Genomic DNA, 15,797 nt, shown 5'->3' on the forward strand with positions numbered 1-15,797 from the left:
CGTTCTCTCCCGCTCAATAAGCGTCTTTCGGAAAAACGATGACGACGAACGTTCGAAGGATGATACGCAAGTCGAACAAAAGGCTCCTGCGGCCAATATAGTCCAGATCCATCTCCACCATCTGCTTAAAAGAAAGCCCGTTTCTTCCGCTTACCTGCCACAACCCGGTGCATCCGGGCGGTACCAGCAGCCGAAGACGGTCATAGCCGGAATACTGCTCCACCTCCCGGGGCAAACCGGGCCGGGGACCGACCAGGCTCATGTCGCCCTTCAGCACGTTCCACAATTGGGGAAGTTCGTCTACGCTCGTTTTGCGGATCCACTTCCCGATTCTCGTTACGCGCGGGTCTTCCTTGATCTTGAACATGGCGCCTTCGATTTCGTTCCGGTGCTGCAGCTCGGCCAGCAAGCTCTCCGCGTTAACGACCATGGACCGGAATTTATACATGTTGAACGGCTTGCCGTCCTTTCCGATCCTGGTTTGCTTAAAAAAAACGGAGCCCCGGGGTTCCGAGATTTTGATCAAAATCGCAATGACGATAAATACCGGCAGCAGGATGATGATCCCAGCGGCGGCACAGATGACGTCGAGCAGCCTTTTCTTGGCGAAATAACCGCGGTCTGCCGCGCCAATGCCGATAAGCCGGGATTCGGCGGAATAGGTTCGCCCCATAACCAGCGTTTCGTTACTATCGGAATAGTCATGCATTCTCCCTTTTCCTCTCCCTGATTCTCTTTATACGATCACCTGAGAAGCGGTCTGCTGCTTCAGCACATTCTCCATTTCGTGCATCAGATAAGGTCTGAGCTCTTCGTTCTGGAGAGCGAACTTCAAGGTCGTCATAATGAAGCCGAGTTTCTCTCCTACGTCGTATCTCACGCCTTCGAATTGGTACGCGTATACATCCTGAGTTTCGTTAAGCCTGCGGATCGCATCCGTAAGCTGAATCTCGCCTCCGGCTCCCGCTTCCTGATGCTCCAGGATCTGAAAAATCTCGGGAGTCAGGATGTAGCGGCCCATGATCGCAAGGTTCGAAGGAGCGGAGCCCGGGAGCGGCTTCTCCACAAGCGTGCGTACGTGATACAATCTATCGTCGCTCTCAAAGCCGTCTATGATCCCGTATCTTTGCGTCTCCTGGTTGGGAACCGGCTGGACGCCGATAATGGAGGACTGCATGAGCTCGAACTTGCGGATGAGCTGTCTCAGGCAAGGCTCCTCCCCTTGCACGATGTCGTCTCCAAGCAGAACGGCGAACGGTTCGTCCCCGATGAAACGCCTGGCGCACCATACCGCGTGGCCAAGACCTCTTGGATCTTTCTGGCGAATATAATGAATGTCGAAGCCGGAAGGCCGGCGCACCTCTTCGAGAATCTTCAGCTTTCCTTTCTCCGACAGGATCGACTCGAGCTCGAACGCATGGTCGAAATGATCCTCGATGGCGCGCTTCCCCTTGCCCGTCACGATGATAATGTCTTCGATCCCGGACTTGATCGCTTCTTCCACTATGTATTGAATGGTCGGCTTATCGATGATGGGCAGCATTTCCTTCGGCATTGCTTTGGTTGCGGGCAGAAACCGGGTTCCAAGGCCCGCTGCCGGAATGATCGCTTTTCTAACCTTCTTCATGGCCACTCCTCCAAATGGGTTGAACTGATTATTGGACCAGGCAAGATTTATGGACGGCAGCGAGAAGAATGTCATCCGATTGTCCGGCCCTCATGCATGACCGGGCTAGACGGTCCGACAATGCGTTTCTTTGCTTTCTGTCCATGCGATGTCACCTTTGATCATTTGAATGATACTAATTGTATCATTTCCAAGATCAATATAAGACACAATATGTATCACTGTCAAGTCGTTAGACCCGAAATTTTTCCAAAAACGCTTTCATTACGATACATTTAGTATATATAGGAAAGTAGATTTCTCGGACTAGTCAGATACGATTTGTTAGATCGCGGAAAAATTTCGGGAAGAAGTCGAATCGCGAAGTGGGTCGCAGGAACTTGAGGAACGTAGTTAATTCGGAGGAGCTTATCTTACGAATAAGGCGATTTACCCCTTTACGCCTGGTTTTGGGACGATTTAACAATTGTTTAAGCTTATTTTGTTTGACTTGATACATTATGTATCATAAAATAGGGATGGAAAAACTAGTACATACGTAGCTCTTTGACGACAACTAAAATACTCTTATGAAAAGAAGGTCAAGGGAATGGACAATAAAAGCAGGTACAGGGCATTATGCGCCAAAAATCCGGATATCCCTATCTTTTCGAGGGATTGGTGGTTGGACATCACGGCCGGGGAAGATAACTGGGATGTCAGCGTGGTGTTGAAAAATAACGAGATTATCGCGAGCTTGCCCTATTTAAAGACAAAGAAATATATTTTTAATAGCTTAGAAATGCCGAAGCTGACTCCCTGCTTAGGGGTTTGGATCGAATACCCTAGCAATCAGAAATATACGACCAAGCTATCCTACGAGAAGGAAACTTTCCAGGCTTTAATCGACAACCTCCCGGATTTCCATTTCTTTTATCAGCATTTCCATTGGTCCGTCACGAACTGGATGCCTTTTCACTGGCATGGTTTTATGCAAAGTACGGATTACACCTACCTGATCGAGAACACCCAAGACCTGGACCAAGTCTTTCAGAATTTTCGCGAGAATATCCGCCGGGAGATCCGCAAGGCGGAAAAATCGCTTACGGTAATAGAAGAGGAAAATATCGACGCCTTCTGCAACACGCAAAAAAAGACGTTCGACCGCCAGCAGATGGATAATCCCTACAGTCCCGAGCTAATCAGGAAGTTGGATGCGGCTTGCAAGGAAAGAGGCTGCAGAAAAATATGGGTCGCTATCGACGGCTCGGGGCAAATCCATAGCGCGATCTACGTCGTATGGGATTCGAAGGCCGTCTATTATTTAATGGGAGGAGGCGACCCCTTGCTTAGAACTAGCGGCGCGGCCTCCTTGCTGATGTGGAACGCGATTAAGGAAGCCTCCAAGCAACGGAAGCACTTCGATTTCGTAGGGAGCATGTTCGAGCCGATCGATCGGTTCTTTCGAGGGTTCGGAGCGGTGCAGATGCCGTATTTGAAAATTTCCAAGACAAACGGCAGGCTGGCTAAATTTTCCGTGTTATTGAAGGAAGGCATGAAGCTATTGCGGTAAAGGCTTGAGCGAACCATTGCAGTCGCCTGCAATGGTTTTTTTATTTGCGCGCGCCGCAAAGACGCTGTCCCGGAGTTCCGCGGACAACGATTCCTTTGCGAATTCGCCCTACTCTTCGCCTTGATGATGCCGAGACGTTACTCGCTCCTTATTTTCAGCCATCTCTCATAGTCGATCCCCAGCTGTTCCAGAATATCGCGGATATCTAATTCCATAGGCTCGTTCGGTCGTTCGACAGGCTCGCAAACGGTAATCACTTTGCTCTCTATCACCTTATCTAATCCCTCTCTAACACCTATTATGTACAGCCATAGTCATTATAGGCCATTTTTCCTGCAGAGGGTGTCGACCGGGGCGAGCATTTCCGAAATCTTATTTCGGAAGTTTTGTCGAATGAATCCGACTTTCACGTCTATTTGGCTTTTGGGGGTTATTCGGAGTTTCGGCGGACGACCATCCAAGCGAATGAAGCGTTTTCCTCAAAAGAGCCTTAATTTGTCGGAAGATAGCTTCCGTCATGCCGGCAACAAGCCAGGCATAGAGAACGAGTCCGCAAGCCAGAGCGGCGCCGTACAGAAGGAGGACCGGCGCGGACTGCCGGGAGGGCGATCCTAACCAAGCGGAGAAAAACAGCAGAACGGGCATATGGTTCAAATAAAGCGGATACGTTAAACGGGCAAGCCCGCCTGCTACCCCTTGATTCTCCCGAAAGGGCGTTACGCGCCGGGGTTTATTGTAAAGGCAGAGGATGAAGTAGAGCAACGCGAAGCAGGCGGTCCCGATCGTAAAGTGCGGGAAGAAGCCTTCCTGCAAACCGAAATGGGCCATCGGAGGGACGATGCCGCCTCCTAGCAAAGCCAATACCGTCGCGGCGACCGAAGCCGTTATCGCCAATGCGCCTATCGCATGGCTGGAAATTCGGAGCAGAGGAACAACGGAGAGAAGGCTTCCGAGAAGCCAAATCGCGAAATAAGCAAGCATGCTCATGCCGATGAACCACCCGGTTAAGATCGCGGCTCCTAGATAAGCGGCCTTCATCCACTTGTTCGGGGCGAACAGGAATTGCAAGATACAGGCTAGAAGGATAGAGAACCAAAATTCGCAGCTTAGAATCAGCAGGGGCAAATTCGCACCCAAGCTATCGGCGTGAATGCCTTGGAGAAAAAGAAAATGGGCCAGGACCGTTATTCCGTCGATTGGCTGTAAGGGCTCTCCCTCCCCCGTCAACGAGTATAAGGCATTGCTTCCCCATAGGCATGTCAGCAGCAACGCCGGCAGCAACAAGCCCCAGAGCCGCTTCAGCCTGCTATAAAGATAAGAAGGCCATGACCACTTCCCATTCGGAATCGCTTTGAGCAGATTCGCCGTGTTGGCATAGCCTTCCGCGACGAACAGAACGATGACGAACGGGAGGCCGGCGTTGATCCCTTGAACGTCATTTCCGGCAAACAGCCAAGCCAGCAGGGTGCAAAGCATGAATCCAAGAGCGGACAAGCCTCTGATCAGACCGAACGAACGAGAAGCCCTGCTGCGGGAGCGAAGCTGGTTAACGGGAACGGCCCTTCTATCGAATCCGGATATTTCCGACATCTCCTGTGCTCCTCTCCAAGCTTCAAGCGCGCTCTCCGAGCTTCTGCTGAACTTATCTTCAAGATCGCTACGATGATACTAATTGTATCATATTAAACATGCCGATTCCAAATCCTTCATCTCCTAGGCTTAGAAAGCAAAAAAAAGACGTCCGGGATCTTCTCCCGAACGTCGTTTCGATGATCATTAGTTGCCGCCGGCTCTCGCCAGCTCGCGCATATTGGCTTCGAATGCCGCAAGCATGGCTTTCTCGCCGCTGAGGCCTTGGGCCTCGACTTTGGCGATCTGCTCCAGCATGCGCTTGTAGTCCTTCGGAATGACCTTGACGAAGCGAGGCTGGAACTGCTCCCACTCGTCAAGCACTTGGCGGCCGAGCTTGCTGCCCGTATAACCGACGTGCTTCTCGATCATTCCGCGTACGAAGGCGATCTCCTTCTCGTCTTCCAGCGACTCCAATCCGATCATCTCGAAGTTGCAGCGCTTGTGGAAGTCGCGATCCCAATCGATGACGTAGGCGATACCGCCCGACATGCCCGCCGCGAAGTTGCGGCCGGTCTTGCCGAGAATGACGACGTTTCCGCCCGTCATGTACTCGCAGCCGTGGTCGCCCACGCCTTCGACGACGATGTTCGCGCCGCTGTTCCGTACCGCGAAGCGTTCGCCCGCGACGCCGTTCACGTAGGCTTCGCCGCTTGTCGCGCCGTAGAAGGCGGTGTTGCCCGCTACGATGTTCTCTTCCGCCTTGAAGGTAGCCTTCTTAGACGGATGGACGATGATCTTGCCGCCGGACAATCCCTTGCCGACGTAGTCGTTCGCGTCGCCTTCGAGAGTCAGCGTCATCCCGTTCGGAATGAAGGCGCCGAAGCTCAGTCCGGACGTTCCGACGAAATGGAAGTTGATCGTGTCTTCCGGCAGTCCGGCCTTCCCGTAGCGCTTCGTTACCTCGTGTCCGACGATTGTGCCGACGACGCGGTTGATGTTCTTGATCGGGAACGAGCCTTGCACGCGTTCCTTGCTCTCCAGCGCCGGCTGCGCGGCCGCAAGCAATTGCGTCATGTCGAGAGACTCTTCGATCAAGTGGTTCTGCTGCTTGCGGTTCGTGCGGAACGAGCCTTCCGGCAGCTCCGGCATATAGAGCAGATCGGTCAGATCGACGCCGGCCGCCTTCTTGAAGTGGCTGATCGCCTTCTTCGTGTCCAGCAGGTCCGTGCGTCCGACCATCTCTTCGATGGTGCGGAAGCCGAGCTGAGCCATGATCTCGCGAAGCTCCTCAGCCATGAAGCGCATATAGTTGACGACGTATTCCGGATCGCCCATGAACTTCTTGCGAAGCTCGGGGTTCTGCGTGGCGACGCCGACCGGGCAAGTGTCGAGCTGACATACGCGCATCATGATACAGCCTAGTACGACAAGCGGCGCCGTCGAGAAGCCGTACTCTTCCGCTCCGAGGAGCGCCGCGATCGCGATGTCGCGTCCGGTCATCATCTTGCCGTCGGTTTCGACGACAACGCGGTCCCGCAGGTTGTTCAGGATAAGCGTCTGGTGCGTCTCCGCGAGACCAAGCTCCCAAGGCAAGCCCGCATGGCGGATCGAGCCGATCGGAGAGGCTCCCGTTCCTCCGTCATAGCCGCTGACCAGGATAACGTCCGCGCGAGCCTTGGCGACACCGGCCGCGATCGTGCCGACGCCCACTTCGGAGACGAGCTTGACGTTGATGCGCGCATGGCGGTTGGCGTTCTTCAGGTCGTGAATCAGCTCGGCCAAATCCTCGATCGAATAAATATCGTGGTGAGGAGGAGGCGAGATGAGGCCTACGCCCGGAGTCGTGCCGCGGACTTCGGCGACCCAAGGATATACCTTGCGTCCCATCAGCTGTCCGCCTTCGCCCGGCTTCGCGCCTTGCGCCATCTTGATCTGAATTTCTTCCGCGTTCGCCAGATAGTGGCTCGTCACGCCGAAGCGTCCGGAAGCGACCTGCTTGATGGCGCTGCGGCGGGAATCGCCGTTCGCGTCCGGCACGAAGCGCGCGGGATCTTCCCCGCCTTCCCCGGAATTCGACTTGCCGCCGATGCGGTTCATCGCGATCGCCAGCGCTTCGTGAGCTTCCTTGCTGATCGAGCCGAACGACATCGCGCCGCTCTTGAACCGCTTGAAGATCGATTCGACCGGTTCGACCTCTTCGATCGGCACCGGAGGCTGATCGAACTTGAAGTCGAGCAAGGAGCGAAGCGTGCGGATCTCCTCGTACTCGCCTTGAACGAGAGCCGAATACTTCTTATAGAGATTGTAATCGTTCGAACGGGTCGCCATCTGAAGCGTGTGAATCGTCTTCGGGTTGAACAGATGGTCTTCCCCGTCCTTGCGCCATTGGTAATCGCCGCCGGAATCGAGCTCCCGCTCGGCTCCTTCTTGGGTCGAGAACGCGCGGTAGTGCGCCTTAAGCGTCTCGGCCGCGATGACGTCGAGACCGACGCCGCCGATTCTCGATGGAGTCCACGTGAAGTACTGGTCGATAACTTCGGTCTTGAGGCCGATCGCTTCGAAGATCTGCGCGCCGCGGTACGATTGGATGGTCGAGATGCCCATCTTCGACAGAACCTTGACGACGCCCTTGTTCGCGGCCTTCAGGTAGTTCTTGACCGCCTTCTCGTGCGAAATATTGCGCAGCAGCCCTTGGCGGATCAGGTCGTCCAGCGTCTCGAACGCCAGGTACGGATTCACCGCGCTCACGCCGTAGCCGAGCAGCAGGGCGAAGTGATGCACTTCGCGCGGCTCGCCGGATTCGAGCAGGATGCTGACCTTCGTGCGGGTGCCTTGGCGAATCAGGTGGTGATGAAGCGCCGATACGGCCAGCAGCGAAGGAATCGCCGCGTTCTCTTCGTCCACGCCGCGGTCCGACAGGATCAGGATGTTATGACCCTTGGAGATGACGCGGTCCGCGGCTTCGCACAGCGTCCGAATCGCTTGGCGAAGACCTTCTTCCCCGTCCTTCGCGAGGAAGAAGATCGGCAACGTGATCGACTTGAAGCCCGGACGATGCACGTGGCGGAGCTTCGCGAAGTCTTCGTTGGAGACGATAGGAGAAGCCAGCCGGATGTGACGGCAGCTTTCCGGCTCCGGATTAAGCAGGTTGCGCTCCGGTCCGATCGTCGTGAACGTCGAGGTGACGATCTCTTCGCGGATCGCGTCGATCGGCGGGTTCGTGACCTGCGCGAACAGCTGCTTGAAGTAGTTGAACAGACGCTGCGGGCGCTCGGACAGCACCGCCAGCGGAGCGTCGTAGCCCATGGAAGCCAGCGGTTCGGAGCCGCTCGCCGCCATCGGCTCGATAATCTTGCGAACGTCTTCGAACGAGTAGCCGAACGCTTGCTGGCGCTTTTGGACCGTTTCGTGGTCCAGGACCGGCAGCTCGCTCGCTTCCGGCAGATCGTCAAGATCGATCAGATGATCGTTCAGCCATTCGCGGTACGGATGCTCGGACACGATCGCCTTCTTCAGCTCTTCGTCGGAGATGATGCGGCCTTGCTTCGTATCGACGAGCAGCATGCGGCCCGGACGCAGACGGTCCTTCAGCACGATATCCTCCGGAGGCAGCTCGATAACGCCGGCTTCGGAAGCCATGATGATCAGATCGTCCTTGGTGACGTAATAACGGGCCGGGCGCAAGCCGTTGCGGTCCAGGATCGCGCCGATCTGCTCGCCGTCGGTGAAGCCCATCGCGGCCGGGCCGTCCCATGGCTCCATCATCGTGCTGTGATATTCGTAGAACGCCTTCTTGTCGTCGTCCATCTCGTTGTCGTTCTGCCACGGCTCCGGAACCATCATCATGGCGACCTGAGCGAGCGGACGGCCGGCCAGATACAGGAATTCGAACGTGTTGTCGAACTTGCCGGTATCGGAGCCGTCGTGGTTGATGATCGGCTTCACCTTCTCCAGGTCTTCGCCGAACAGCTCGGATTCGAACAGCGTCTGACGGGCATGCATCCAGTTCTCGTTGCCGCGCAGCGTGTTAATCTCGCCGTTGTGGATCATATAATTGAAAGGATGCGCGCGCTCCCAGCTCGGGAACGTGTTCGTCGAGAAACGCGAGTGTACGAGCGCGATCGCCGTTACGACGCGCGGATCGTGCAGCTCCAGGTAGAACTGGCCGACTTGCTCGGTCGTGAGCATTCCTTTGTAAATGATTTTTTTGCTCGAGAGGCTCGTGAAGTAGAACGTCTCTCCGCCTTCGATGCCGGAGTAACGGATCGCGCGCTCCGCTCTCTTGCGGATAACGTACAGCTTGCGCTCATAAGCCATATCGTCGGTGAGTCCCTCCGAACGGGAGATGAACGCTTGGCGAACGAACGGCTTCACGCGCTTGGCGGAGATGCCGAGCATATCGTCCCGGGTCGGAACCGTACGCCAGCCGATCAGAGACAATCCTTCCTCCTCGACGATGGAAGCGAACATCTCTTCATGCTTCGCTCTTTGCGCTTCGTCCTGGGTGAAGAATACCATGCCCACCGCGTACTTGCCGGAATCCGGCAAGGAGAAGCCCAGCTTCGCCGTTTCCTCGGAGAGGAATCCGTGAGGAATCTGCAGCAGGATCCCCGCCCCGTCGCCGGAGTTAGGCTCGGCCCCTTGACCGCCGCGATGCTCCATATTAATAAGAAGCGATAGTGCTTGCTCGACGATCTCGTGGGATTTGTTCCCTTTGATATGGGCGACGAAGCCCATTCCGCATGCGTCTTTCTCGTATTGCGGATCGTAGAGTCCCTGCTTAGGGGGTAATCCGTTCACGAACTGCTTCATATAAACGCAACCTTTCTGTAAGGAATGTGTGGGAGGGAACTTACTAGCAATCGCGACATCGATGCGAACGACCTGACGGTCTACGGTTCAAGCCTTAATCGTGCAACTTCTTCTCTATTGCAATAAACGGAGCGACACTCCGAGGGCTTGTGCTGGCGGAAGGATGATCTTGATTCTTCGTCAGTTGCTTGTGGCGGGGACGATTCCTCAAAAATCGCTTGTGGCGATGTTTACCTGTTGGAATTATAATAAACATAACGGCTTGGCAGGCTGGGAGACGCGACCGGTTAGGCGATTTCCGCGTTAGACGGCCATACAACCCGTTATTTTTATAATTATTCATTTTGTAGTTATATTATTTTAACACCACGATGTCAAGAATGGCAATTTAATATTTTTATGATTCCGATAAGCCGTTTCATTCATGAACATTCGACAATTAGATCGGAGGACTGTACTCTTTGAAAACCCTAAGAACCCTATCGGTTGCCGTCATCGCAGGCGCTTTGGCCGCGTCTCCCTTCGCCGCGGCGACCGCATCCGCCCCCGTCGGCGAATCCGCACGATTAGCCGCTATGCAAGCCGAAACGTCCGTCTCTTCTCCTTATCGGATCGTAATCCTCGGAGACTCCGTGAGCGCAGGCTACGAGCCTGGCGTCCAGGAATGGAAGGATGTCTACGGATACGGGGACCGTCTTTATGAACAAGCGCTCCTGCACGGTCGGTCGGAGCTCAGCAACTATGCCGTCGTAGGCCTTACCTCGGAAGGACTGACCAATCTTCTCCAAGGGGCCAAAGACAACAAAAAGCTAACATTCGATCAAATCCAGGATTTCTCCAAATTCACGGACGAACGCATTACGACGCTGGCGAACGAAGTCGGGGCGAAGACCTCCGAGCTTAACGGAGCGCTTAAGCAAGCGAACCTGGTCGCGATGACGATCGGAGGCAACGACTTCCTTGATTATATCCGCAGCTTGCTCGACAAAGATCCGCAGGAAGCCGTAGCGCAGCTCAATGCAGAAATAGACACCAAATTGAATAATTATGCAGCGCAAGTAAAAAAAGCGGTGCAGTTGATCCACGAATTGGCGCCTAATGCCGTTATCAAGCTGTCCGATCAATATCTCCCGATGCCCGTTCAATACGACGCCGACTTATACGGGCAATTCATCAAAGTAACGGATACGCTTGCGGGACTGCTGGATGAGATGGAAGCGGAGCTCGACGAAGAAGGCGTTCCCGTCGATATCGTACATATTCGTTCTCTGTTCGCGGGCAAGGAGATGTCGTTGACCCACATCTATTTCGAGAAGGACGTTCATCCGAACCAACTCGGCTACGCCGCCATCGCGGAGCAATTCTCGGACTCCGTCTGGCAGTCGTACACGCCGATTCCTGTCACGGAGAAGACGAAGAACGGCAAGCCGGTCGCTCCGGCGATCTACATCGACGGCAAAGCCTTATCGTCCCCTAACCAGCCGATGCTGAGAAACAGCACGACCTTCCTTGCCTTGACGGATGTCGCGAACGCGACCGGCGCAACCTACAAATGGGACAGCAAAACGCAGACGGTCACGTTCGTCAAAGGAAGCAATACGGTCGCCATCGCGATCGGCTCGAAAACGATGAAGGTGAACGGAGAGACGAAGCCTATCGCGACCCCGGCTTATCTGCAGCAAGTAGGCAGCGTCAAGAAAACATACGTGCCGCTCGCGGCCATCGCAACGGGGCTTCAATATCAAGTCGTTTACCGATCCAGCTTGAATACGGCCTTTATTCATTCGTAATATCGGCACAACGAACGGGCCTTATCCGGCCGTCCCGGAAGAACGGATCCTTCCGCCGGGACGGCCGTTTTGCCTTAATCGCAGGTCCTTCGCCGGTCCCCGCACCGATCTTCTATTTTTCCGTTCCCGTTTCTTGGGATATTCCGCCCGGAGAATTGACCATTCCAGGCCTGTTGATTCGAGCTTCGACGTCGACCGTCGCTTCGATCTCGGGAAATTTGGTCTCCCATTCGTCCTTGGCTTCGGCCCATATCTTCGGGTACTTCCGGTGATACGCGTTGGCGAAATCCAGAATATCCGCGTTCAGATCGCGCTGCAAGAGCTTCAAGGCATCTCGAATGCGGGCTTGGATATCCTTCTTCATTCCTTCCTCCATTTTCTTAAGGACTTGCGGATCCATCGGATTGAGCGGCGTGCCGTTCTGAACGAGATCGCCGGCCGTTCGTACTTTAATGTCCATTTTCCAGGTTCCGTCCTCGATTCTAGGAACCAGCTTGACTTTCGCGTGAAGGGGATGAATCGACACCTTCCCTTTGGCAGGGTCGTTCTCATAGGTAACCGTATACTCGTCGATTTCGTTCCGGACCCACAGGACTCCGCGCGTCTCCCTGGACGATAGCTCCCCGATCATTTTGCCGTCCTTGAATACGGCGGTTCCGGACAAATAGGCGATCGTCTCGAACGGCTTCGACGATTTCGACTTCGGAAGAATATGAACGAGCGGAAGCGCCTGCGCGCCGGATTCTCCCTTCAGCCGGATGCTCAGCTGCTCCAGGGTTACTTTCAGACCGATTCCCAACTGGGCCAGCTCCCGAATCACTTCCGACGATGACCGCTCGATCGGGGGGAACAGCTCCAAGACGTCCGCCCCTCTCCCTCGGCTTACGAACACGTACCCCCGTTCCCTGGGCTGCGGATGGCGGAGAAGAAAATCCATATGCTCCCGAATGCCCTCTCTGGCGATCTCTTCGCCGAATATAAACACTTTGCACTGGCCCCAAAAAATCTTCCGCGGGATGACCATCTGAAGCTTGGAGATGGCATCGGCGATATCGCTGCCCGATGCCGTGCGCGTGACCGTTTGCTTGGCTTGTCCTCCTCCCCCTCCTCCGGTGCCGCCGTCGCCGCCGCCCTTGACCTTCGGTATGATGATTTGCGCCGTAACCTCCACCGAATTGTTCTGTTGCGGCTTATCAAAGGCGATGGCCGTAATGAGCGAGAGGTCGTTCAGCTCCACGCGATCCCAGCAGCCCGACAGCAACAGCAGCAACGCGATCGGGGCTGTGATCTTCCCTATAGCGAACATCGAACTCGGCCCCCTTATCTCTTCGGGACGAAGCTATTCCTCGACCAGCGGCCTTAAAGGCCCAAACAGACTATCGAATACGGACGCCAGACCGGGCGTGTTCGGCAAATCGAAAAAGGCCATGATCCAGGCGCTCAGCAGCAGCAGGACAAACAACGTCCTCTCCTTGCCGGGAATTTTCTTTACTCTTTTGCGCTCGAACCAAACGATAAACGCGACGGCGATCGTCACTTCCGCAACCAACGCTTTATTCAACGGCGTTTTTTCCTTTCGCGGGCAGGTTCGGGCTGCCCTTGAAGACTTGTCTGGCGGATGCGGCCAGCAGCAGCAATAACGGAATCGCGTTAAAGAACGCGAGAAGCTCGAAGGGCGATACGTACTTGATATGATTGTCGAGCGACGGCAAATTGGGGTAATCCCACAGGCTGAACAGAACGCACCAGACGGCCAGGGGATAGACGACCATGCGATAATCCTTAAGCTCCAAGGTCTGAACAAGCGACGTAGTGGCCGCATAGAGAAAGATCGATAGCTTCAGAAAATTGCCGATGACCCACATCGCCACGAGCAGCGCCTCCAGGTTCTCGAAGAAGTTGGCCAGGCTGATGTAGCGAAACGCGGTCAGAACCGGATACACTTTGTCGGCAGTGTCCGGTCCCAACAAAAACAGGACCAGCAAGGACGCATACAAGCCGCTGAACAAATCCGCCGCGATGGAGACGGCCGCCCACTTCGCTCCTTTCTCCGGATTCGACAGCAAGGGCAAAAAGAAGGTCATGAGAAAAAACTCCGACGTATAGGCGTTCGGAGCCAGGGAACCCTTGAGAACCGGAATCCACCCTTTCTCCAGAACGGGAAACAGATGCTGGACGTTCAAATCGGGAAGAAGGAGCAGCAGAACGAAGCTCGGAATGACGAAGACGGGCGTTAAAATCGTCGCGGCCCGGGCGATCAGCTCCACTCCTCCCCGGACGGCGATGGCCGCTAGCAGCAAAATGGACGATAGGATGACCAAGAGCGGCGTTTTGAACATAATCGCGCTTTTCACGAACTCGGCATATTGCCGAGCGATTACGCCCGTTAAGTAGAGCAAAAAAATAAAGTAGGCGAAGCCGACGATTTTGCCGGGAACGGTTCCTATGATTTTAACGCTGTATTCGATAACCGTTTGACCCGGGTAAAGACGGTGCAGCCGCACCGCAAGAAACAAGGTCAAAGCGCCCGAGATCCCGGACAGGATCGGCGTCAGCCACAGATCGTTCCCCGCATATTGCGCCGTTATCGTCGGCAAGGTAAGAAAAGCCGTCGCGATGACGGCGGGATACAGCATGAGCGCCATCTGCAGCCCGGATATGGTCCCCTTCTCCGGCTTCATCGCTACTCCCTCCTTCGATTACCCGGATTCCCCGCCATGTTCCGGCCCCGGCTTCAGACCGGCGGTTTCGCGGTATTCGTCGTAGCTCCCCGTCAAGCGCGGCCTCCTCTTCATGGACCACCAGGGTGCCCGGTACAAAACATCCTTGAATTCGCCGAAATTCGGCGTTTGGAGGGTAGACAAGTACGGCACGCCGAACGAGCGAAGGCTGCACAGATGAAGCACGAGCGCAATAATGCCCATCATGATGCCGAGCAGCCCGAGCGACCCTGCCAGGAAAATCATCGGAAACCGAAGCATCCGGATCGAGATTCCCGCGATGTATCTCGGCGTCATAAACGAGGAAATGCCGGTCAGGGCGACGATAATGACCATCGGCGCGGACACGATCCCGGCCTGCACCGCCGCTTGGCCGATGACGAGCGCCCCGACGATGCTTATCGCCGAGCCGACCTGCTTAGGCAGGCGCACGCCCGCTTCCCGCAGCGCCTCGAACGTAATCTCCATGAGAAGCGCCTCGACAAGGGCGGGGAAAGGCACTTCCTCCCGGGAACTCGCCATGCTTAACAGAAGGGAACCGGGCACCATCTCCTGGTGGAAGGTCAGGACAGCCACGTAAAGCGAAGGCAGCAAAAGCGAAAACAACAAATAGCTGTAGCGCAGCCAACGGATGACCGTCGAGATGATATACCGTTGATAATAATCCTCCGGGGACTGCAGCAGCGAAAAAAAAGTGATCGGAGCGACGAGCGCGAACGGAGTGCCTTCCACCAGAATGGCCGCGCGGCCTTCCAGCAAGTTGCCGCAGACGACGTCCGGGCGTTCCGTGCTGAGCAGCTGAGGGAACGGGGAATACGGGGTGTCTTCGATAAGCTCCTCGATATAGCCGCTCTCCAGGATGCCGTCGATCCGGATTCGTCCCAGCCGAGCTTTGATTTCGTCGATGAGAGTGCGATCCGCCAGGCCCTCCACGTAGGCGACGGCGATCTTGGTTTGCGTGTAACGGCCGATTTTCATCTCTTCGATTTTTAGCTTCGGGCTTTTGACGATCCGCCGAATCTGCGACGTATTGACCCGGAGCGTCTCGGTAAACCCCTCCCGCGGTCCGCGAACCGAGGATTCGGCGCTCGGCTCCTCGATTCCGCGTTTCTCCCATTTCGTCAACCCGAGCGCAAGCCCAGCCGTTTGCCCGTCGCGAAGCAGGATCGGCTTGCCGTCCAGGACGTGCGCGAGACAATCCTTAAACGTAAGCACGTCAACCTTATCCGACACGGTAAGCGCCCGATCCCGTTGCAGCGGAGAAATCACCTGTTTTTCTAGCCCTTCGTTATCCGCGAGACCTTCGATATAGACCAGCAACGCCCTGCCTTTGCCTTCGATATCGATAGAACGGTAGACGACGTCGGAGCAGTGCGCAAAGACGGAGCGGAATCGCTCTTCGTTACGATTCAGCTCCGGGTAGAGCGTTTCGTCAGGCGATTGGCCCTCGGCGGCTGGCGGCTGGATCAAGCGGCGATTCCCTACTTTCTTAAAGGTTGATCGGGAACATAGAACGGACGAACGGATCGGGTTTGCTTAACCTGTATGGTACTCTTTTTTTCCTTTATTATGCAGGAACATATCCCCCAAAAGTACGCAATGCTCTGTAGCGAATTCCGATTGCTTTTGGGGGAGCCCCCGGGTGTATCCGCAGGAAAATTGCTTTGTATCATTTCCTAAGCTATAAAAAAACGGCGCCGGGAGGTTCGCCTCCCCGGCGCCGC

10 protein-coding genes are annotated in these 15,797 nt (G+C 55.3%); 2 read left to right on the forward strand and 8 right to left on the reverse strand.

Features of this window, described 5'->3' with window-relative positions:
• Positions 1-13 precede the first annotated feature (13 nt).
• Both H7B67_RS13505 and galU read right to left on the reverse strand, forming a co-directional pair.
• The gene (locus tag H7B67_RS13505; protein ID WP_245363600.1) at positions 14-673 is read right to left on the reverse strand and encodes a sugar transferase; all 660 of its coding nucleotides are present in this window, start codon (positions 671-673) and stop codon (positions 14-16) included.
• A 63-nt stretch (positions 674-736) separates the two neighbouring features.
• On the reverse strand, positions 737-1,627 hold the full coding sequence (gene galU, locus H7B67_RS13510; protein WP_185120376.1) for a UTP--glucose-1-phosphate uridylyltransferase GalU: 891 nt from the start codon (positions 1,625-1,627) through the stop codon (positions 737-739).
• A gap of 589 nt (positions 1,628-2,216) precedes the next feature.
• Here galU and H7B67_RS13515 point away from each other — a divergent pair.
• Positions 2,217-3,179: a GNAT family N-acetyltransferase gene (locus H7B67_RS13515; RefSeq protein ID WP_185120377.1), complete on the forward strand. Its 963-nt coding sequence runs from the start codon at positions 2,217-2,219 to the stop codon at positions 3,177-3,179.
• A 372-nt stretch (positions 3,180-3,551) separates the two neighbouring features.
• On the opposite strand, the gene H7B67_RS13520 is transcribed toward H7B67_RS13515, so the two are convergent.
• A complete protein-coding gene (locus H7B67_RS13520) occupies positions 3,552-4,769 on the reverse strand; it encodes an acyltransferase family protein (protein ID WP_185120378.1) in 1,218 nt (405 codons plus the stop codon).
• A gap of 186 nt (positions 4,770-4,955) precedes the next feature.
• Positions 4,956-9,563, reverse strand: a complete 4,608-nt coding sequence (gltB, locus tag H7B67_RS13525; RefSeq protein ID WP_185120379.1) for a glutamate synthase large subunit — start codon at positions 9,561-9,563, stop codon at positions 4,956-4,958.
• Between the two features lie 461 nt (positions 9,564-10,024).
• Here gltB and H7B67_RS13530 point away from each other — a divergent pair, with 461 nt between their 5' ends.
• Positions 10,025-11,353: an SGNH/GDSL hydrolase family protein gene (locus tag H7B67_RS13530; RefSeq protein WP_185120380.1), complete on the forward strand. Its 1,329-nt coding sequence runs from the start codon at positions 10,025-10,027 to the stop codon at positions 11,351-11,353.
• Positions 11,354-11,465: 112 nt separating this feature from the next.
• On the opposite strand, the gene H7B67_RS13535 is transcribed toward H7B67_RS13530, so the two are convergent.
• The 4 genes from H7B67_RS13535 to H7B67_RS13550 are packed head-to-tail and all read right to left on the reverse strand — an operon-like array spanning position 11,466 to position 15,543.
• A complete protein-coding gene (locus H7B67_RS13535) occupies positions 11,466-12,659 on the reverse strand; it encodes a Ger(x)C family spore germination protein (RefSeq protein WP_185120381.1) in 1,194 nt (397 codons plus the stop codon).
• A 33-nt stretch (positions 12,660-12,692) separates the two neighbouring features.
• Positions 12,693-12,914 carry a hypothetical protein gene (locus tag H7B67_RS13540; protein ID WP_185120382.1) on the reverse strand — a complete coding sequence of 74 codons (222 nt, stop codon included), beginning with the start codon at positions 12,912-12,914 and terminating at the stop codon, positions 12,693-12,695.
• Positions 12,907-14,034 (reverse strand): GerAB/ArcD/ProY family transporter, encoded by a 1,128-nt coding sequence (locus H7B67_RS13545; RefSeq protein WP_185120383.1) that lies wholly within the window; start codon positions 14,032-14,034, stop codon positions 12,907-12,909. Before H7B67_RS13545 ends, H7B67_RS13540 begins: the two co-directional genes overlap by 8 nt.
• An 18-nt stretch (positions 14,035-14,052) precedes the next feature.
• Positions 14,053-15,543 (reverse strand): spore germination protein, encoded by a 1,491-nt coding sequence (locus tag H7B67_RS13550; protein WP_185120384.1) that lies wholly within the window; start codon positions 15,541-15,543, stop codon positions 14,053-14,055.
• Positions 15,544-15,797 lie beyond the last annotated feature (254 nt).

Origin of the sequence: Cohnella thailandensis, from assembly GCF_014212135.1 — a bacterium.
Taxonomy (GTDB): domain Bacteria; phylum Bacillota; class Bacilli; order Paenibacillales; family Paenibacillaceae; genus Cohnella; species Cohnella thailandensis.

What these genes read in the sequence shown, in the direction of transcription:
- H7B67_RS13505 (WP_245363600.1), bottom strand. Translation starts at nt 673, where the DNA reads ATGGGGCGAACCTATTCCGCCGAATCCCGGCTTATCGGCATTGGCGCG.
- galU (WP_185120376.1), bottom strand. Translation starts at nt 1,627, where the DNA reads ATGAAGAAGGTTAGAAAAGCGATCATTCCGGCAGCGGGCCTTGGAACC.
- H7B67_RS13515 (WP_185120377.1), top strand. Translation starts at nt 2,217, where the DNA reads ATGGACAATAAAAGCAGGTACAGGGCATTATGCGCCAAAAATCCGGAT.
- H7B67_RS13520 (WP_185120378.1), bottom strand. Translation starts at nt 4,769, where the DNA reads ATGTCGGAAATATCCGGATTCGATAGAAGGGCCGTTCCCGTTAACCAG.
- gltB (WP_185120379.1), bottom strand. Translation starts at nt 9,563, where the DNA reads ATGAAGCAGTTCGTGAACGGATTACCCCCTAAGCAGGGACTCTACGAT.
- H7B67_RS13535 (WP_185120381.1), bottom strand. Translation starts at nt 12,659, where the DNA reads ATGTTCGCTATAGGGAAGATCACAGCCCCGATCGCGTTGCTGCTGTTG.
- H7B67_RS13545 (WP_185120383.1), bottom strand. Translation starts at nt 14,034, where the DNA reads ATGAAGCCGGAGAAGGGGACCATATCCGGGCTGCAGATGGCGCTCATG.